This is a genomic window from Amycolatopsis sp. NBC_00348 (genome assembly GCF_036114655.1).
GTDB lineage: Bacteria > Actinomycetota > Actinomycetes > Mycobacteriales > Pseudonocardiaceae > Amycolatopsis.
On record NZ_CP107994.1, the window covers coordinates 1,667,103 to 1,684,642 of the forward strand.

General features: G+C 73.0%; 15 protein-coding genes. 7 read left to right on the forward strand and 8 right to left on the reverse strand.

What is annotated here, in order from left to right; all coding sequences use genetic code 11:
- Positions 1–112 precede the first annotated feature (112 nt).
- Entirely contained in the window at positions 113–3,115 is a 3,003-nt protein-coding gene (locus OHS58_RS07360; protein WP_328647636.1) for an AfsR/SARP family transcriptional regulator, read from the forward strand.
- On the opposite strand, the gene OHS58_RS07365 is transcribed toward OHS58_RS07360, so the two are convergent.
- Positions 3,099–3,866: a Calx-beta domain-containing protein gene (locus tag OHS58_RS07365; protein WP_328647637.1), complete on the reverse strand. Its 768-nt coding sequence runs from the start codon at positions 3,864–3,866 to the stop codon at positions 3,099–3,101. The genes OHS58_RS07360 and OHS58_RS07365 overlap by 17 nt on opposite strands.
- On the opposite strand from OHS58_RS07365, the gene OHS58_RS07370 reads away from it, so the two are divergent.
- The gene (locus tag OHS58_RS07370) at positions 3,865–4,506 is read left to right on the forward strand and encodes a hypothetical protein (RefSeq protein WP_328647638.1); all 642 of its coding nucleotides are present in this window, start codon (positions 3,865–3,867) and stop codon (positions 4,504–4,506) included. The two genes, OHS58_RS07365 and OHS58_RS07370, sit on opposite strands and share 2 nt — an antisense overlap.
- Positions 4,507–4,553: 47 nt before the next feature.
- Here the strand turns inward: OHS58_RS07370 and OHS58_RS07375 are convergent, their stop codons facing one another.
- Positions 4,554–6,029 carry a hypothetical protein gene (locus OHS58_RS07375; protein ID WP_328647639.1) on the reverse strand — a complete coding sequence of 492 codons (1,476 nt, stop codon included), beginning with the start codon at positions 6,027–6,029 and terminating at the stop codon, positions 4,554–4,556.
- 20 nt (positions 6,030–6,049) lie between these two features.
- The gene (locus tag OHS58_RS07380; RefSeq protein ID WP_328647640.1) at positions 6,050–7,540 is read right to left on the reverse strand and encodes a PKD domain-containing protein; all 1,491 of its coding nucleotides are present in this window, start codon (positions 7,538–7,540) and stop codon (positions 6,050–6,052) included.
- A 207-nt stretch (positions 7,541–7,747) separates the two neighbouring features.
- Here OHS58_RS07380 and OHS58_RS07385 point away from each other — a divergent pair, with 207 nt between their 5' ends.
- A complete protein-coding gene (locus OHS58_RS07385) occupies positions 7,748–8,581 on the forward strand; it encodes a leishmanolysin-related zinc metalloendopeptidase (protein WP_326952522.1) in 834 nt (277 codons plus the stop codon).
- Positions 8,582–8,625: 44 nt separating this feature from the next.
- Here OHS58_RS07385 and OHS58_RS07390 read toward each other — a convergent pair whose 3' ends face one another.
- The 4 genes from OHS58_RS07390 to OHS58_RS07405 all read right to left on the reverse strand — a co-directional run bounded on the left by OHS58_RS07390 (position 8,626) and on the right by OHS58_RS07405 (position 14,043).
- Positions 8,626–9,027, reverse strand: coding sequence for a DUF6294 family protein (locus OHS58_RS07390; RefSeq protein WP_328647641.1), 402 nt, complete (start codon positions 9,025–9,027; stop codon positions 8,626–8,628).
- Positions 9,028–9,094: 67 nt separating this feature from the next.
- Positions 9,095–10,924 carry a RiPP maturation radical SAM C-methyltransferase gene (locus tag OHS58_RS07395; RefSeq protein ID WP_328647642.1) on the reverse strand — a complete coding sequence of 610 codons (1,830 nt, stop codon included), beginning with the start codon at positions 10,922–10,924 and terminating at the stop codon, positions 9,095–9,097.
- 38 nt (positions 10,925–10,962) lie between these two features.
- Positions 10,963–11,250, reverse strand: coding sequence for a hypothetical protein (locus OHS58_RS07400; protein WP_326950588.1), 288 nt, complete (start codon positions 11,248–11,250; stop codon positions 10,963–10,965).
- Positions 11,251–11,268: 18 nt separating this feature from the next.
- Positions 11,269–14,043: an AfsR/SARP family transcriptional regulator gene (locus tag OHS58_RS07405; protein WP_328647643.1), complete on the reverse strand. Its 2,775-nt coding sequence runs from the start codon at positions 14,041–14,043 to the stop codon at positions 11,269–11,271.
- Between the two features lie 135 nt (positions 14,044–14,178).
- Here OHS58_RS07405 and OHS58_RS07410 point away from each other — a divergent pair, with 135 nt between their 5' ends.
- The 3 genes from OHS58_RS07410 (at position 14,179) to OHS58_RS07420 (ending at position 16,315) form a co-directional block, all read left to right on the forward strand.
- A complete protein-coding gene (locus tag OHS58_RS07410) occupies positions 14,179–14,784 on the forward strand; it encodes an RNA polymerase sigma factor (protein WP_326950586.1) in 606 nt (201 codons plus the stop codon).
- A 62-nt stretch (positions 14,785–14,846) separates the two neighbouring features.
- Positions 14,847–15,458, forward strand: coding sequence for a hypothetical protein (locus OHS58_RS07415; RefSeq protein ID WP_328647644.1), 612 nt, complete (start codon positions 14,847–14,849; stop codon positions 15,456–15,458).
- Positions 15,455–16,315: a hypothetical protein gene (locus OHS58_RS07420; RefSeq protein WP_328647645.1), complete on the forward strand. Its 861-nt coding sequence runs from the start codon at positions 15,455–15,457 to the stop codon at positions 16,313–16,315. The genes OHS58_RS07415 and OHS58_RS07420 overlap by 4 nt, the downstream gene beginning before the upstream one ends.
- On the opposite strand, the gene OHS58_RS07425 is transcribed toward OHS58_RS07420, so the two are convergent.
- Positions 16,312–16,881 (reverse strand): dihydrofolate reductase family protein, encoded by a 570-nt coding sequence (locus OHS58_RS07425; RefSeq protein WP_328647646.1) that lies wholly within the window; start codon positions 16,879–16,881, stop codon positions 16,312–16,314. The genes OHS58_RS07420 and OHS58_RS07425 overlap by 4 nt on opposite strands.
- A gap of 82 nt (positions 16,882–16,963) precedes the next feature.
- Between OHS58_RS07425 and OHS58_RS07430 the strand changes: the two genes are divergently transcribed.
- Complete coding sequence (locus OHS58_RS07430) at positions 16,964–17,536, forward strand: TetR/AcrR family transcriptional regulator (protein ID WP_328647647.1); 573 nt, start codon at positions 16,964–16,966, stop codon at positions 17,534–17,536.
- Positions 17,537–17,540 lie beyond the last annotated feature (4 nt).

The following is a 17,540-nucleotide window of genomic DNA, read 5'->3' on the forward strand; positions in this document are numbered from 1 at the left end:
GTGGTTGTGAACCGGTTGTCGCTCGCGCGCAGATCAGCTGGTTGGCTGTTTTCGCACCGCATCCGCGTGGTTACGCTCGCTGAGCCGTTTCGGCGCGGGAAGGAGCTGGGGGGTGTCCCAACCCGGGGAACTGCGCGTGCTGGGCCCGGTCGAAGCCGTGGGCCCGGCCGGGCTCGCGACGCTGCACGGAACCCGGCAGCGGGTCGTGCTCGGGGTGCTGGCGCTGCACGCGGGCACGGTGCTGCCGATCCCGCGGCTCGTCGACGTCCTGTGGGGCGAGGACCCGCCGCGCACGGCCGTCAAGACGCTGCACAGCCACGTCGCGCGCCTGCGCCAGGCCCTGGACGTCTGCGGCTTCCCGGCCGTCCTGGTCACCCGCGGGCCGGGCTACCTGCTCACCGTCCCGCCCGCGACGGTCGACGCGCACCGGTTCGAGCAGCAGGTGCGCGCGGCCGCGGCGGACCTCGCGGCGGGCGCCGTCGAGCGGGCGGCGACGACTCTGCGGGCCGCCGTGACGCTCTGGCGCGGGGACGCCTTCGCCGACGCGGCGCTGTCCGGCTGGGGCCTGCGCGAAGTGGACCGCCTGCACGAGCTGCGGCTCTCGGCGGTGGAGGACCTCTGGGACGCCGAGCTGCGGCTGGGCCACCACGAGGACGCGGTCCGCGAGCTGCCGCGGCTGCTCGCCGCGGCCCCGACGCGGGAACGGCTGACCGGGCTGCACATGCTCGCGCTGTACCGCTGCGGGCGGCACACGGACGCGCTCGACGCCTTCCAGCGGCTGCGGCGGCGGCTCGCCGACGAGTTCGGCGTCGACCCCGGTCCCGAGCTGCTCACCCTGCACACGGCGATCCTGCGCCGGGACCACGAGCTGGAGCCGCGGGCCGCCGCGGCCGGGCCGTCGCAGCTGCCCGCGGGCGTCGGCCACTTCACCGGCCGTGGTGACGAACTCGCGTCGCTGGACGCGGCCATCGAGGACGGCGATCGCCCGGTCGTGGTGATCTCGGGCGCCGCGGGCATGGGGAAGACCGCCCTGGCGCTGCACTGGGCGCACCGCGTCGCGGCCCGCTTCCCGGACGGGCAGCTGTTCCTCGACCTGCGCGGCCAGGACGCGGCCGAGGCGATGCCGGGGTCCCGGGCGCTCGCGCACCTGCTGCGCGGCCTGGACGTGCCGGAGGAGAACATCCCCGGCGACCCGGCCGAGCGCGCCGCGCTGTACCGCTCGCTGCTGCACGGGCGCCGGTGCCTGGTCGTGGTGGACAACGCCCGCGGCCTCGACGACGTCCTCCCGCTGATCCCCGGCACCGGCCCGGCCCTGCTGGTGATCACCAGTCGGCAGACCCTCGCCGCGCTGAGCACCCGCCACGCGGTGCACCCGGTCGCCTTGGACGCCTTCGCGCACGCCGAATCCCTCGCGTTGCTGAACCGCGTCCTCGGTTCCGACCGGGTGAAGCGCGAGCCGGGGCCGGCCGCCCGGGTCGCGCGGCTGTGCGGCGGGATGCCGCTGGCGCTGCGCATCGCGGCCGCCCGGCTGGTGGGCACGCCGAAGCGGCCGCTGGCCGAGCTCGCCGCCGAGCTGGCCGGGGCCGGCCGCCTCGACACCCTTGCGGTGGAAGGGGATTCACGCACGGTCCGCGCCGTGCTCGCCACCGCGTACCTCCCGCTCGGCGACGCGCAGGCCCGGCTGTTCCGCCGGGTCGCGCTGAGCCCGGGCGCCACGTTCACCACCGCGCTCGGGGCGGCGTTGTGCGGGATGACGGCCGGCGACGGCGACCGCGCGACCGCCGGGCTCGCGACCGCGCACCTCGTCACGGCCGCGGGGGAGGACCGCTTCCGCTTCCACGACCTGATCCGCGAGTTCGCCCGGCAGTGCGCGCGGGCCGACGAACCCGCGTCCGCCCGGGCGGAAACCGGCGACCGGCTCGTCGACTGGTACCTGCTGGCCGCGGCCGCCGCGAACCGGGCGCTCGACCCGAACCGCGACCTCGTGACGCCGGTGCCGCGCTACGCCGCGCCCGCGGCCGCCGTCGGCGCCGACCGGCACGCCGCGCTGGCCTTCCTCACCGCCGAGCGCGACAACCTGCTGCCCGTGGTGCGGTTCGCCCGCGAGCACGGCCGCCCGGAAGCCGCCTGGCAGCTCACGTACCTGCTGACCAGCTTCTACGACACCGCCGGCCACTGGCACACCCGCGTCGAGCTGTGCCGCCAGGGCGCGGCCGCCGCGACCGAGATCGGCGACCCGCTGGCCGAAGCCGAGATGCTGCGGGCACTGGGCGTCGCGTACTTCATGACCCGGCGGCTGCAGGAGGCGCTCGACACCAACGCGGCCGCGCTGCGGACGGCCCGGGCCGCCGGCGACGTCCAGGGTGAGGGGCACATCCACAACAACACCGCCAACGCCTACGCGGAACTGCGCCGCTTCGAGGAGGCCATCGCCTCGCACCGGCTCGCGGTCGCGCGCAACGCCGAGGCGGGCAACGACCTCGGCCACGCGCTGTCCCAGCGCAACCTCGGCCACACCTACGTCCGGATGGGCCGCGCGCGGGAGAGCCTCGACCCGCTGACGGAGGCGCTGGCGACGTTCCGCGACCTCGGCAACGCGCGTCTGGAGGCCGCCACGCTCGACACGCTGGGCGAGGCGCACCTGCAGCGTGGCGACCACGCGGCGGCGCTCGCCCACCTCGGCGAGGCGATCGCGGTGAGCCGGGCGATCGGCGACCGCTGGCTCGAATGGGAGTCGCTGCTCGACGCCGGCCGCGCCCACCTCGGCCAGGGCGACTTCGCCGTCGCGCTGGCGCACTTCGGGCAGGCGCTGGACCTCAGCCGCGACGTCGGCGACCGCCACGGGGAGGCGTCGGCGCTCGAACACCTGGCCCGTGCCCGGCTGGGCGCGGGCGACCTGGCCGCCGCGCGGGAGCACCTGGAACGCGGGCTGGCGCTGCGGGCCACGGTGCCCGACGGTTACGAACAGGCGCACCTGCACCGCGACCTCGGCGAACTGGAGGCCCGGCTCGGCCGCCCGGCCGACGCGGCCCGGCAGTGGGCCACGGCCGCCGCGTTGTACACCCAGGCCAACGCGACGGCCGAAGCCCGTGAGGTGGCTAACCGCCGGGCTTGATCGTCACCTCCGTCCGCGCGTTGCCGAGCGTGCCGGCCGAGGGGGAGAACAGCTCCAGCACGAAGCGGGACTCGCTCTGGGTGTCCAGCAACTTGACGACGGCGTCGCCCCCGCTCGCACCGACCGGGATGGTGAGGGTCGCGTCCTTCACCGGCACGTACGCCGGGACGCCGTCGCCGACCGGCAGGGTGCGGTAGTGCACGGTCACCGGCGCCCGCACCGGGGTGCTGACGTGCACGCCGATCGCGCAGACCTTCCAGCAGATCTTCCCGCCGTCGGTCGAGACGACCACGAGCGGCCCGCCGGCGCCGTCGTCGTCGAGCACCCCACCCGCGGCGAGGTCGTCGGCCAGGGTCACGCCCACGGGGTCGTAGAGGCGCAGCAGGAAGGGCTCGTTCGGCTCCGGGACGGCGTCCTTGACCACCTGGACGGAGACGGTCCGCGAGCTGGCCTCGCCGGTCCAGGTCAGCCGCCCGTTCACCGGGACGTAGTCGGCGGGGCTGGTCGCGCCGGGGGAGCCGTCCTCGGTCTTGTAGGAGACCGTGCCGGTGGGCGCGCAGCCCGCGGCCGAGGAGACGGACACGGTGAAGCTGAAGGTGGTGTAGCCGGGATTCAGGTCGGGAGTGCCCTCGTAGAGCGTCCGGTCGGCCACCGACACCGCCGCGGGACCACACCCCTGGGCGGCGTCCACGGCCGGCACGGGCATCAGGCCGAGCAGGAGCACGACCGCCGCGAGCACCGCTGATCTCATGCGAGCCACCCCTTGGGTCCGGGCGCACGGGAGCAGCGCGCCGCCGGGATATGGCGTACCGCACCCCGGTTGTGGCCGGGTTGTGACAGCCGTGTGCGGTGTGGCGGGTCGCGCGGCGTCGGCCCGCTGGAAGCGGAAAGCCGAAAGGGCTCGGACCGCCATCACCGCCGCCTTCGAGAGCCGGGATCAGCACCTGGCCGGCGAGTGGTGCGGGTTCGAGGAGTCGACGAGGCTCGGCGAGGGAGTGGAACGGCTTGGTCCCTCGCCCGGCCGGATCATCCAGCGGTGGCCGGCGAAACGGCAGTTCGTCGCCGCCCTGCAAGCATGCGGATCCGCGGCGTTTCCCTCGGTCGATGTCCACGTGGTCGTCATGGATGCCCCGGACGCGGGCTGGATCCGGGTCCGGGCCGACCTCGTGGCGGGCGACCTCGCGCGCGCCGTGGGGGAGTGGATGACCGACGGGTTCATCGCGTTCGACCCCGAGGTGGATTCGCTGCTGAGCGTCGATGTCGAAGAGAAGGGCGGCAAGTCCTTCATCGAAACGACGCTCATCGGTGCCGGGTTCGGTGAACTGCGTGCGGGTCTCGGGAAACGCGGGCCGTCGCCGCTGGCCGTCGTGGACCAGGGGTGCCGGCCGTGAGTGGTGTTCCCCGCCACCGGTGCGGGGAACACCACTCCCGGGTCACGTCAGCTCATGGCGACCGCGTTCTTCGCGCGGACCGTCGTCGACGCCAGCAGCTGGTTGTCCTCCGGGCGGGCGTCGCCGGAGTAGACGTTCTCGATGGTCGCCACCACCTTGAACGACGTCCGGCCCGCCGCCACGTCCGCCGCCGTGTACGTGTAGGCGAAGGGGAAGACCACCTTGCGGCCCGCGGCCGCCGGTACCCACTGCTTGAGGTGGCCGATCTCCTGGTTGTAGCCCTGCTCGTCCAGCCGGTACAGGGTGACCGTCACCGTCTCGTCGTGGCGGGTGTTCGCGACCGACACCTTGATCGGCTTGGTCTGGTCCACCCGCGCGGTCGCCGGCACGGTGAAGTCCGACAGCGCCACGTCGTGCGTGTCGACCGTCAGCGTGTCGAAGCCGGTCCCGGTCCGGCCGTCGGCGGTCGTGCCGGTCACCTCGACCCGGTAGTCGCCGTCCGCGGCGTACCGGTGCCGGATGTCGGCGCCGGTGATGGGGGCCGAGCCGCCGTCGCCGAAGCGCACCTCGCCGCTGACGAAGGGCCGGCCGAGGCTGTCACCCGAGTACGGCGCCAGCGTGACATCCGTGTACACCGACGGGTTGTTGGGGTAGAAGTTCAGGAACGGCGCCAGCGGCGGCGCCGTCTCGAGCCGGATGTCGAACAGGGACGCGGCATCGACGTCGTCGGCGACGCGGATCTGGTACGTCTCCCCGGCGACCGCGGTGAACACGGCGGCCCGGCGGTCACCGGAGGCCACGCAGTCCACTTCGGACAGTGAGTCCGCCGACGTGCCCCGGTACACCGTGATGCCCGGGCCCCAGTCGAACATCGCCAGCGCGCTGACCGACCGCGTCCGGTCCGGGGTGAACCGGAACCACACGGACCGGTCCGCGTCCGGGTCGCAGCTCGGCGCGACCTCGCCGGGCTCGGCCGAGGCCACGGTCAGGTCGCCGGAGTACTCCCCGGGCACGGCGGCCGTCGCGGCCGCCGCGAAGTCGTCGTTCTGCGCCGGCGGCACGGTGGTGAAGCCCACCGTCAGGTCGCTCTGGTTGTACTGCTGGGCCAGCATGACGTGGTAGGTCGTGCCGGCGGTCGCGTGGAACGTCGCGGTCCCCGGGTAGCTCCACGTCGCGCAGGCGCCCGGCACCTGCGTCAGTGCGCCGCGGTCACCGGTGTAGACCGCGACGAACGGCCGGGCGGAGCCGGTGCTGGACGGCGTCACGCGGACCAACGCGTCCGCGGCCGCGGTGTAGTCGTACCAGACGGTCCACGTCGTGTAGGTGCCGCACGGCGTCGGGTCGTCGGCCGCCTTGGTCGATTCGGTGACGTCCTGGCTCGCCGTGAACGGCAGGGCGGTGACGGCGGTGGCGGAGCCGAAGTCGTCGTTGGACGGCGGGGCCGCGTGGGCGACCCCGGGCGCCAGCAGCACGGCCGTGAGGGCCGCGACACCGGCGAGCAGTGGACGGGCGGACAGCTTCATCTTGTTCCCCCTGGAAGTGGTCAGACGGCGACGATGCGCGAGGCGGGCGGCTTGACGGTCGTGGCGATGGAGATCGCCTCGTTGTCCGCCGGGACGGCGTCGGTCACCGGGTACTGCAGCTGGACCTCGGCGCGGAACGCGACCTTCCCGGCGAGCGTGTCGTCGGGGGTGAAGGTGTAGGCGAACGGGAACCGGACCTTGCCGGTGGCCCGCGCGGGCACCTGCAGCGTCAGCCGGCCGACCTCGGCCCAGTAGTCCGTGGTCCGCTTGGACAGCACGACGGTCACCGACTCGGCGTACCGCGTGTTGCTCACGTCCACCGAGATCGGCTTGCTGACGCCCTGCCGCGCCGACGCCGGGGTGGTGAACTTCGCGATCCCGACGTCGTGCGTGGTCACCGTGACCGGCTGGGTCACCGTCGCGGTGCGCCCGTCCGGGGACGTCGCGTGGAGCGTGACGGAGTAGACGCCGTCGGCCGCATAGCGGTGGTACACCGTCTCCGTGCCGAGCGGGGCCGTCGCGCCGTCGCCGAAGTCCCACGTCCCGCTCAGCGGCAGGTCGATCGAGTTCCACGACGACGCGGAGAAGCCGGCGTTGTCGAACACCGTCGGGGTCGACGGGTACACGGACACGTCCGGCTGGAGCGGCGGCGCCTCGTCGACGACCAGCTGGACCGGCCCGTAGCCGCGGTGCGCCCCGGTGACGCGCAGGAAGTAGCCGGTGCCGGGACTCGTGCGGAACACGGCCGTGCCGCTGCCACTCCGCCGGCAGGTGACCTGCGTCAGGTCCGGCAGCGAATTCCCGGCGTACACGGTGACGGCGGCTTCGGACCCTTCGACCCGCGCGGTGACCGAGCGCGCCGTGTCCGAGGCCGGGTAGGAGTACCAGACCGACGGGATGCCCTCGTCCTCCACGCAGCTCGAGTCCGGCTCGCCGGCCTGGGCCGTAGCGGTCGAGAGGTCCGCCTGCCGGGTGAACGGCAGGGCGGTGACCGGCTCGGCGGCCGCGAACGCGTCGTTGGCCGCCGGCGCGACCGCGTCGAGCGCGAACGACAGCGCGCCACCGGGCGCGTCGAGGCCGCCGACCAGGAAGGAGTAGGTCGTCCCGGCCGTCACCTGGAGCGTGATGGCCGGATCGGTCCCGTAGTCGCAGGCGTCGGCCACGCTCTGCAGCCGGCCGCGCGGGCCGGTGTTCGCGGACAGGATCGTCCGGTGGTCGCTGCCGGCCGTCGTGGCGCGCAGCAGCCCGTCCTGGGTCGCGGTGTAGCTGAACCAGACCGACCCGGCCGCGGCGTACCCCGAGCACCAGCCCGGGTCGTCGCTCGTCTTGGTGGCCGCGCTGGTGTCCTCCTGCGTGGTGAACGGCAGGGAGGTGACGGCCACCGCGGCGTCGAAGTCGTCGTTGGCCGGCGGTGCCGCCGCGTGCGCGACGCCCGGGGCCACCACGGCCACCGCCGCGATCAGCACCCCGACCACGGCGACACGGCCGCGTGATCGCAATGAATACAGCACGAAGTGCTCCCCCTCGTGAAACGCCCCCGCCCCCATGACGAAGATCCCCTGCCGGACGTATCGACGGCACCCCGTCCGACGTGACCGACTTCGCGGGAATTACTCCGGATGCCGTAACGGCGCGGCCCCGCCGTTCGCGGGGCGGTGTATTTTCCCCGGCCCTTCCGGCATCCGATCGGTACCACAGCCGATGGGGAAGGAACGATCATGCCGGAACACGGGATCTACCACGCCAGGGCCGACGCCGAGCGCGCGTTGCTGCTGGCCGGGACCACGTCGCCGTTCACCGTCACCGTCCGGTTCGCCGGTGGGCTGACGCCGTCGCAGGTGGACGCCTTCGCCGCGGCCGCGGACCGGTGGGCCAAGGTGATCGTCGGCGACCTGCCGCCGGTGGTGGTCGACGGCGAGGCGATCGACGACGTGCTGATCATCGCCAAGGGCGCCGACATCGACGGCGCCGGCCACATCCTCGGTCAGGCGCACATCACCCACGTGCGGCCGGCCGGTCCGGAGCCCTCGGCGTTGCTGCCGGCCCGCGGCGAGATGACCTTCGACAAGGTCGACCTGGCCAAGATGGAGGCCGAGGGCATCCTCGGCGACGTGATCACCCACGAGATGGGCCACGTCATCGGCGTCGGCTCGCTCTGGGCGGCCAAGGGCCTGCTGGTCGGCAAGGGCACCACCGACCCCACGTTCTCCGGGCCCGGTGCGATGGCCGAGTACCACAAGCTGCGCGGCGGCTCGGGCGACCCGGTACGGGTGCCGGTGGAGAACACCGGCGGGCCCGGCACCGCGGACGTCCACTGGCGGGACGAGACCTTCGGCGACGAGCTGATGACCGGCTTCGTCAACCCGGCGCCGAACCCGCTGAGCCGGGTCACCGTCGCCGCCCTCGGCGACCTCGGCTACCAGGTCGACGTCGACGCGGCCGACGGCTACGAGCTACCCGTGACCGTCGCACCAGCGGCCCGCTTCGCGGTGCACGCGTTCGCGGTGACGCCGGTGCCGGCCGAGCTGCCGCGGACCGCGCTGCAGGCCTGAAGTCCACAGTGGCCGGTTCCCGCACCCGGGAACCGGCCACTGCTTCAACAGCTCGAATACATCTTCAGGTGGGCGATGTCTTTCCACAGCTCGGTTTCGAAGCTCGCCCAGGCGCGGAACCGGTAGCGTTCCGCGCTGCTCGGCATGTTCTGCACGAACTTGCGCCAGTCGCCGCCGATCGGGTGCTCGGTGGCCAGCGAGCCCAGAACGGCCCAGTCGGCGTCCAGCAGGTCGACGTGCCAGATCACCCACGCGTCGTCGTCGTCCCCGCTCGTGACGGTGCCGTCGAAGGTGGCGGTGCCGTTGGGGAACAGGGTCCACTTGGCCCCGTCGAACATCGTGCAGTCGCCCTTCTTGATCAACCCCCAGGTGAACTCCCACGGTGTCCAGCCGGTAAGCCGTTCCGCGGCGGCGTTCGCCGCCTCCACGATGGTCGAGGGATCCATGACACTGCCTTCCGCTCGATTCACTGCTGCCGCTGGACAGAGGCGCGGAACACGACCTTGATACGCGTCACCGGCCCCGCGTGGCGGGCACCGCCAGGGCCAGGGCCAGGTTCTCGTCGAGGAACATCAGCCCGCGCGCCGCGAACTCGCGGAACACGGCCTCGACCTCGGCGACCGGCGCGGTGAGACCGAGCTCGCGGTGCACGGCCGCGGCGGTGCGCGGGCGGTCGACGCAGGCGAGGTAGATGCCGGCGAGCGCGTCGTGGAAGGTGTGGGTGCCGGCGCGGTCCGGCCGGCCGTCGTAGATCTGCAGGAAGCCGGGGGAGGTGCGGTAGACGAGGACCGGCCGCCGGTCCGCCTGCCACGCCGCCGTCCACGCCGACACCGCGTTCCCCAGCGGGGCGTAGACGTCCGCGTCGAGCGCGGCTTCCGTTTCGTAGTCGAAGAAGTAGGCGACCCGGTCGAGGTCCACTGTGGCCGGGTAGACGTGCCGGTAGCTGGGCTCGGGCTCGCGCCGCCGCAGCGGGAACCGGGCCGGCTGGGTGAACAGCGGGCTGAACCGCTCCAGCCAGACCCGGTCCGCGCCGGCCGGCGGCTGGAGGTGGACCAGGTCCGGGACGACCGCCGCCTGTGCGGCGTACGCCTCGGCCGTCTCGCCCGGGAACCCCCAGAGGATGTTCCAGCCGACGGTGATCCCGTAGTAGCCGGCCCAGCGCAGCAGGTTGACGTTCTGCGCGGCCCGGACGCCCTTGTCCATCAGCCGCAGCACTTCCGAGCTCAGCGACTCCAGGCCCGGCTGCAGCCGGGTGACGCCCGCCGCGGCGAGGACCTTCAGCTGCGCCCGGGTCAGGTTCGCCTTGACCTCGTAGAAGATCTCGTAGTCCCGGGCCCCCTCGGTCATCGCCGGGAACAGCTCCTTGAGGTAGCCGGGCTCGAGGATGTTGTCGACCGCGTCGAACCGGAAGGTGCGGTACCGCCGGGCCTGCCGGTCGAGCTCGGCGAGCACCCGGGACGGCGACTTGGCGCGGAACCGCATGGTGGTCCCGTTGAGCCCGCAGAACGTGCAGTGGTGCTTGGCGCCCCACCAGCAGCCCCGGGCGGATTCGAACGGGATCGTGACGTGCTCGGTGGGCAACCCGAGCCGTGCCGCCCGGGCGAAGTACTCGCCGTAGTCCGGCACCGGCAGGTCGTCGAGCCGGCTGTGCGGCGCCTCGGGCGGGGTCGCGACGACGTCGTTCCCGGCGCGCCGGGCGACGCCGGGAACCGCGCCGGGGTCGGTGCCGTCCGCGAGCGCGGCCAGCAGCCGCGGGAACGCGACGTCGCCCTCGCCGAGGACGGCGAAGTCGACGCAGTCCACCGACCGCACCAGCTCCCGGCCCATGTCGCCCTCGAAGTTGGCGCCGCCGAACACGGTGACGATGCCGGGGTGCCGCTCCTTCAGCCGCCGTGCGAGCGCGAACGACGCCGTGTTCTGCTGGAACGTCGAGCTGAAGCAGACCACCCGGACCCCGGCGAACTCCCCGGCGACGGCGTCGAGGTACGCGGGCACGTCGTGCTCGCGCGTGCTCAGCAGCCGGGCCGCCGCGGACTCCGCCGGTCCGTCCAAGTAGGACAGTTCGGTGCCGAGCTCGGCGAGCAGCTTCCCGTCCGGATCCGGCGCGGCGTCGCCGAACGCCTCGACCGAGAACAGCCAGTCGCCGAGCTGCCGGCCCCGGTGCTCGGCCAGGGATCGGTAGTAGTCCAGGCCGATCCGCACGGCGAAGTCGAGGTTCAGGTGCAGGGTCCGCACCGGGAGCCCGTGCTGGTCCGCGATCGCCTTGAGCAGCCCGAGCTGGATGGACGGCCGCTCCACCTCCAGGAACGGCATAGACACGAGAACGGCCGGCACTGCGGTCATGGTCTGGCTCCCCCTGCGAATGGCTGTGGTCGATGAATTCAGGGTCTGATGATGCTTCTGATCATCAGAGGGAGCATGTCACCGAGCGCAATGGCGCCGGACGCGAAGTCGATGACCACCGAGGCCTGGTGCGCGCTGAAAGACTCTGCGAACCCGGAGATGAGCGGCTTCTCGTCTTTGGTCGAGTTCCAGGCGAGCCACAAGATGCTGTCCAGCAACTTCTGCTGCTGGTCAGACAGTTCCTGCTTGAATACTTCGAGTCTGACAAAGAGATCCTTCACTTCATTTTCGAATTCTTTGGAGTCCTCGGCGCTGGTTTCGGACATGAATTCCTCCTGAGTGAATCATCCACTGTGTACTTCGGACAGTCGTATGCGCACTTCGTCCGCGTCGGGATGGGCGAGGTGCGTGAGGATGTCGTGGGCTCGCTGCCAACCGGCTCGGGCGGACTCGGTGTCGCCGAGTTCGCGGTGGAGGCTCGCGATGTCGATGTGCAACCGCGCCTCGACCATGAGGCTTCCGTTGCGGTGCACGAGGTCCAGGGCCGTCTCGTAGCAGGTGAGCGCGCGGGCGTGGTCGCCGAGCTGCTTGTGGGCGTAACCGAGGCTGTGCCAGCTCTGCGCCGCGCCCATGTGGTCGGCGAGTTGCGTCTGCAGGTCGACCGCTTGGCGGCAGTAGTCGATGGCCACTGCGTGGTCGCCGAGCAGGGTGTGGAACCAGCCGACCGCGTTGAGCGCCGTCGCCTGCCCGGCCCGGTGCTCGGCCGCGCGGAACAGGTCCAGGGCCTGCTCGGCGTGCGCGAGCGCGTCGGCGACGGCGCCCTGCCGGTCGAGCAGCCAGGCGAACTGGCGGTGCGCGTACGCCTGCCCGACGACGTCGCCGGCGGCGCGGGACAAGGTCAGCGCGGCTTCGAGATCGTCGTGGGCCTCGGTGTGCCGGCCGAACCGGACGTGCGTGCCCGCCAGGTGCAGGTGGCCGAAGGCCTGCTTGCGCTCGTCGCCGAGCCGGTGCGCGGCGGCCGCCGCCACCGTGAGCACGTCGCGTTCGTCGTGCCAATGCCCTTGCATGGAAAGGAAACGCTGCAGCGACCGGGCGAGGTCCCAGACGCGGGTGTCGAACGCGGCGCCCGCGTGGACGGCCAGCAGCAGCACGCGGTGCTCGGCCTCGAACCACGCGAGGGCCTGCCGGTGGTCGGTGATCCGGTCGGACTCGGCCCCGGCCGGGAGCGGGGTCAGGGCCGGCGGCACTTCGAGCCGCGGGTCGAGGAAACCGTCGGCGTGGAAGGCCGTGTGGGCGTAGTGGCCCAGCACGCGGTGGACGGCCGTCTCGCGCTCGGCGGGGGACTCCACCTCGTGCACGAGCTCGGTGGCGTAGGCGCGCAGCAGGTCGTGCACGGTGTAGCGGCCGGGGGCGTGCTCGGTGATCAGGTGCGCGTGCGTGAGCTCGGACAGGATCGGGCGCGCCTTGCCGGCCGGGACACCGGCCAGGCTCGCCGCCGCGCGGAGGCCGACGTCCGGCCCGGGGTGCAGCCCGAAGAGCCGGAACAGCCGGGCGGCGGCCGGATCGAGGCGCAGGTACGACCAGGAGAACACGGCTCGGGCGTCGGTCGCCGGGTCGGTGCCGGAGAACTCGTCGAGGAACCCGCGCGCGTCCCGCAGCTGCCCGGCCAGCGCGGCCAGGCTGAAGCCGGGGTGCGTCGCTGCGCGGGCCGCGGCCACCGCCAGGGCCAGCGGGAGCCGTGCGCACAGGCCGATGATCTCCTCGACGGCCGCGGGTTCGGCGGTGATCCGGCCGGCGCCGAGCCGGCCGCTCAGCAGCGCCCGGGCCTCGGTGTCGTCGAGCAGGTCGACGGTGACGGGGTGCGCGCCCGCGACGACCAGGCCGGCGAGGCGGTCCCGGCTGGTCACGACCACCACGCAGCCCGGCGCGCCGGGCAGCAGCAGCCGGACCTGCTCGGCGTCGCGGGCGTTGTCCAGCACGACCAGGACGCGCCGGTTCGCCAGCAGGCTCCGGTACAGGCCGACCTGGGCCTCGACGGTCGTGGGGATCCGGCCGCCCGGCACGTCGAGCGCTTCGAGGAACCCGCGCAGCGCACCGGCCGGGTCGACCGGTGCGCCGGTCGGGTCGAAGCCGCGCAGGTTCACGTACAGCTGGCCGTCGGGGAACCGCGGCGCGACCGTGTGGGCCCAGTGGACGGCCAGCACCGTCTTGCCCACCCCGGCGGTGCCCGACAGGACGACGATCCGGGTGGCCGGCACCTGCTCGTCGCACACGTCGTCGAGCCGGCGCAGCGCGCTCTCGCGGCCCGCGAACCCGGGGGTGTCCGGGGGTAGCTGGGCCGGGGTGGTCGCCGGCGTGGCCCGCGGCGCGGCCGGCAGTTCGTCCCGCAGGATCGCGCGGTGCAGCGCGCGCAGTTCGGGGCCGGGATCGGCACCGAGCGCGTCGGCGAGCCGCTGCCGGACCGCGGCGTACCGGTCGAGGGCCTCGGCCTGGCGCCCGGCGTTGTGCAGGGCGCGCATGAGGAGCGCTTCCAGCGGTTCCGCGAGCGGGTAGTCCCCGGCCAGGTCGGACAGCGCGCCGAACACGGCGTCCGGGTGGCCGAGGCGCAGCTCCAGCTCGCCCCAGCGCACGGCGGCGTCGAACCGGTGCCGCTGCCAGGTCGCGCGCACCTGCTCGGCCCAGCCGCCCGGGATGGCGGCCAGCGGGGTGCCGCGCGGTCCGAACACCGCTTCGGCGAGCGCCGCCGCCCGCTCGGCGTCGGTGCGGCTCCGGTCGTTTCCGCGCTCGACCAGGCGGTCGAAACGCAGTAGATCGACGTCGTCCGGGTCGATTTCCAGCACGTAACCGGCCGTCCGGCGCGCGACACTCACGGCCTCGTCGGTGGAATCGGCGAGATCTTTGAACAGTCGACGAATTCGACTCAGGTGGGAATACAACACATTGCGCGCTTCGGCCGGTGGATCGTCACCCCAGACCCGGCCGATGATCGTTTCGAGCGAAACGGGACGCCCGGCGTCGGCCGCCAGCGCCGCGAGCACCGCCTGCTGCCGGGGCGTTCCGATGTCCAGGGACCGCCCCGCCACCCGGAGCTGCACCTCCCCGAACAGCACGAACTCCATGCGGCGGCCTTCCCGTTTCCGACGCGTCGCGAATGGCGGAACCGATACTGCTCCGTCCGCAAGATTCCCGCAAGGTCGCCGAGCAGGTCGTGGCGGAATCGTGAACCCGGGAACGGAAGAGTTCGAGGAGGGGCCATGTACCACGATTCGCCGGCACCATTGCTGGAAAACGCCGCCCGGGGTGCGGAATGGGCTTGGCGGGATATCGTCGAGCGTTATTCCGCGCTGGTTTCCGCCGTGTGCCGCCACTACCGGATCAGCGGCGCGGACGCCGAGGACGTCCGCGGCGCGGTGTGGCTGAACCTGGTCACGCACCGGGCGCAGATCCGCGACGCCGAGGCGCTGCCGGGCTGGCTGCGCACCACGACCCGGCACGAGTGCCTGCGGGTGCTGCGCCACCGCACCCGGCAGATCCCGACCGACGCCGTGCTGATCGACGACCCGGCCGAGCCGGACTTCGCCGCCGCGCTGATCGGCGAGGAACGCCGGGCCGCGGCCCGCCACGCACTGGCCGCGCTGCCCCCGCGGGACCGGCGGTTGCTCTCGATGCTGATGTGCGATCCGCCGCGGTCCTACCGGGAGATCAGCGCGACGCTGGGCATCCCGGTCGGCTCGATCGGCCCGTCGCGGGCGCGCTGCCTCGCCCGGGCCCGGCGCGCACCGGCGGTGGCGGCGCTGCTCGGCGGCGATCCGCTCGACGTCCCTGGACACACCCCTCAGAGCGCGCGGGTGACGGCGTGATGCGCCGAATCGGCGGTATCACCGCCCATGCTCGCGGCTCCGCAAGCGGAGGAGGAACCACGATGAACCTGTTCCGTACCACCCTGGCCGCGGCCGCGGTGCTCGTCTTCGCGGCGGCCGGCTGCTCCGACTCCGCCGATTCCGGGTCCGACTCCGGCTCCGGTGCGCAGGACGCCACCACGGAGGCACCCCTGCCCACCGGCGCCCCGAGCACCGAGGCGTCCGGTCCGGAGAGCCCGAGGACCGCCGACGACACCGGGGGCGCGATCACGATCCCGCAGCTGCCGGTGGGCGGGGGTGCCGAAGACACGAGCGTCGAGGAGCAATGCGTGAACGTCAGCTGGCTGCAGCCGGACCTGTTGCGGGACAACGATGTCAGAGTCACCGATGTCGACTTGGACCGGCCGGGGGCCTTCACCCTGGGCGGCCGGTGCGGGGAGTCGCCCGGGTGCGCCTCGTTCAGGTTCACGTCGGGCGCCGACACCTGTTCCGTCGCGGTGACCGCGCGCGGGAACGGTGGCCACGCAACGCTGACGTTCAAGGGCCAGGTGGTGTGCGCCGCCGGAAAGGACGCCTCATGCCGGGATCTCCCGACCCGGGTGAACCCCGGCACGGTCCCGCTGACCCAGCCGGATTCGCCGTCGACCGAGACCACGGCGACCCCCACCGGGTGAGCCCGGCGGCCGCCGGGGCGCTCGAGCGTTTCCTCGACGCGGGCAAGACCGCGATCCCGCCGCTGACGCTGCTGACCGCGGTGCTGTTCTACTTCGGCTACGTCTCCGCGCGGGCGCGGTACGAGTACTTCGGCGTCGACGTCGACACGATCGGGCTCGGCACGCAGGAGTACATCATGCGCAGCCCGCAGCCCTTGCTGACGCCGTTGCTCGTGGTCGCCGCGGCCGGGCTCGGCTCGGTCGCGGTGCGCGCCGCCGTCCGGAAGCGGATCCGGACGGCGACGGCGGTGCGCCGGCTGGGCCGGGTCGCGCAGGGGATCGGGCTCACCACGCTGATCGCCGGTCTCGTGCTGGTGTCGGGCTACACCTTCCTGCGGGACTGGTGGTTGTTCGGCCTGGTGACCCCGTTGCTGATCGCCGTGGGCGCCACGCTCGTGCGGTACGGCGCGACCGTCCGGCGGCCACCGGACGGCGCGCCGCCGTTCCGGCGGAGCTCGGTCGTCCTCGGGTACCTGGTGCTCGCCGTCAGCGTGTTCTGGATGACGGCCACGACCGCGCAGTGGTCCGGCCGCGGGCTCGCGATGGCCGACGCGAACCGCCTCGACAAGCTGCCCAGCGTCATCCTCGACACCAAGGAGAGCCTGTACCTGCGCAGTCCCGGCCTCGAGGAAACGAAACTGCCGCCGTCCGAGGGCCAGACGTTCCACTACCGCTACCGGCACCTCCGCCTGCTGATCCACGGCAAGGACCGGATGTTCCTCGTGCCGGACCGGTGGTCGGCGAGCGACTCGACGATCATCGTCCCGCTGGACGGCTCGGTGCGGGTCCAGTTCCAGTTCCAGAACCAGCGGCCTTAAGCCGGGCGGTAGGTGGTCATGGTGCCGCCGTGGCTGAACGTCCGGGTCTCCACCGGCGTGAACGGCCGCGGCCGGAACGGGCCGGTGAACGCCGGGAGGCCGTGGCCCGCGACGACCGGGTAGCGCTTGAACACCAGCTCGTCGATCTCCGGCAGCAGCTCGCCCGCCAGCCGCGCGCCGCCGCAGAGCCAGATGTCCGCGCCGGGCTCGTCCTTGAGCCGGCGGACGGTGGCCACCGGGTCGCCGGTCAGCTCGACGGCGGGGTCGGCGCTCGCGCCGAGCGTCGTCGAAGCCACGTACTGCCGGAGGTGGGCGTACGGGCTGGTGACACCGGCGTCGAGCCCCGGCTGGTAGGCGCCGCGGCCCATGACCACCGTGTCGAACCGCTTGTTCGGCACGCCGTCGAGCCCGATGTGCGGCCGGACGTGGCTCGGCATGGTCTCCGGGAACTCCGCCCGGAGGTACTCGACCATGTCCGGCGCCTCCGGGTAGAAGTCGAACTCGCCGCCCGGCCCGGCGATGAACCCGTCGATCGAGACGGCGACGTAGTAGACGAGCTTGCGCATGCGACCCCCGGAACAACTCGATGTGTAGTACTTTGCTTGTAGTGGTTTGACCATAACACTACAAGCGGAGTGGTTACAAGCGATGGCGCGACGCAATCCGGAACGACGGGCGGCCCTGCTCGACGCGGCGATCGAGGTCCTGGCGGCGGACGGCGCGCGCGGGCTGACGTTCCGCGCGGTGGACCAGCGGGCCGCGGTGCCCACCGGCACCGCCTCCAACTACTTCGCCGGCCGCGAGGAGATCCTCACCGGCGCGGGCGAGCGCGTCTACGAACGGCTGGTGCCGGACGAGGCGACCCTGGCCGCCCCGTTCGACGGCCCGCGCGACCGCGCCCGCCTCGCCGAGCTGATGCACGCCCTGGTCGAGCGGGTGGCGGCCTTCCCGACGGGCTTCCTGGCCCTGCTGGAACTGCGCCTGGAGGCGGCCCGCCGCCCGGAGCTGCGGGAGGTGCTGACCCAGCGGATCCGCGCGGACCTCGACTTCAACGTGGCGAACCACCTGAAGACGGGCCTGCCCGGCGACGCGACGACGGTCAAGCTGCTGTGGCTGGCGCTGAACTGGCTGATCATCGAGCGCCTGACCCTGCCGGACCTGCTGACGCCGCAGGAACGCGGCGACCTCGTCGACGCCCTGGTCGAGCGCCTCACCCCGTGATCCC

What these genes read in the sequence shown, in the direction of transcription:
- OHS58_RS07415 (WP_328647644.1), top strand. Translation starts at nt 14,847, where the DNA reads ATGAACCTGTTCCGTACCACCCTGGCCGCGGCCGCGGTGCTCGTCTTC.
- OHS58_RS07425 (WP_328647646.1), bottom strand. Translation starts at nt 16,881, where the DNA reads ATGCGCAAGCTCGTCTACTACGTCGCCGTCTCGATCGACGGGTTCATC.
- OHS58_RS07390 (WP_328647641.1), bottom strand. Translation starts at nt 9,027, where the DNA reads ATGGATCCCTCGACCATCGTGGAGGCGGCGAACGCCGCCGCGGAACGG.
- OHS58_RS07370 (WP_328647638.1), top strand. Translation starts at nt 3,865, where the DNA reads ATGCGAGCCACCCCTTGGGTCCGGGCGCACGGGAGCAGCGCGCCGCCG.
- OHS58_RS07385 (WP_326952522.1), top strand. Translation starts at nt 7,748, where the DNA reads ATGCCGGAACACGGGATCTACCACGCCAGGGCCGACGCCGAGCGCGCG.
- OHS58_RS07405 (WP_328647643.1), bottom strand. Translation starts at nt 14,043, where the DNA reads ATGGAGTTCGTGCTGTTCGGGGAGGTGCAGCTCCGGGTGGCGGGGCGG.
- OHS58_RS07395 (WP_328647642.1), bottom strand. Translation starts at nt 10,924, where the DNA reads ATGACCGCAGTGCCGGCCGTTCTCGTGTCTATGCCGTTCCTGGAGGTG.
- OHS58_RS07410 (WP_326950586.1), top strand. Translation starts at nt 14,179, where the DNA reads ATGTACCACGATTCGCCGGCACCATTGCTGGAAAACGCCGCCCGGGGT.
- OHS58_RS07400 (WP_326950588.1), bottom strand. Translation starts at nt 11,250, where the DNA reads ATGTCCGAAACCAGCGCCGAGGACTCCAAAGAATTCGAAAATGAAGTG.
- OHS58_RS07365 (WP_328647637.1), bottom strand. Translation starts at nt 3,866, where the DNA reads ATGAGATCAGCGGTGCTCGCGGCGGTCGTGCTCCTGCTCGGCCTGATG.
- OHS58_RS07375 (WP_328647639.1), bottom strand. Translation starts at nt 6,029, where the DNA reads ATGAAGCTGTCCGCCCGTCCACTGCTCGCCGGTGTCGCGGCCCTCACG.
- OHS58_RS07430 (WP_328647647.1), top strand. Translation starts at nt 16,964, where the DNA reads ATGGCGCGACGCAATCCGGAACGACGGGCGGCCCTGCTCGACGCGGCG.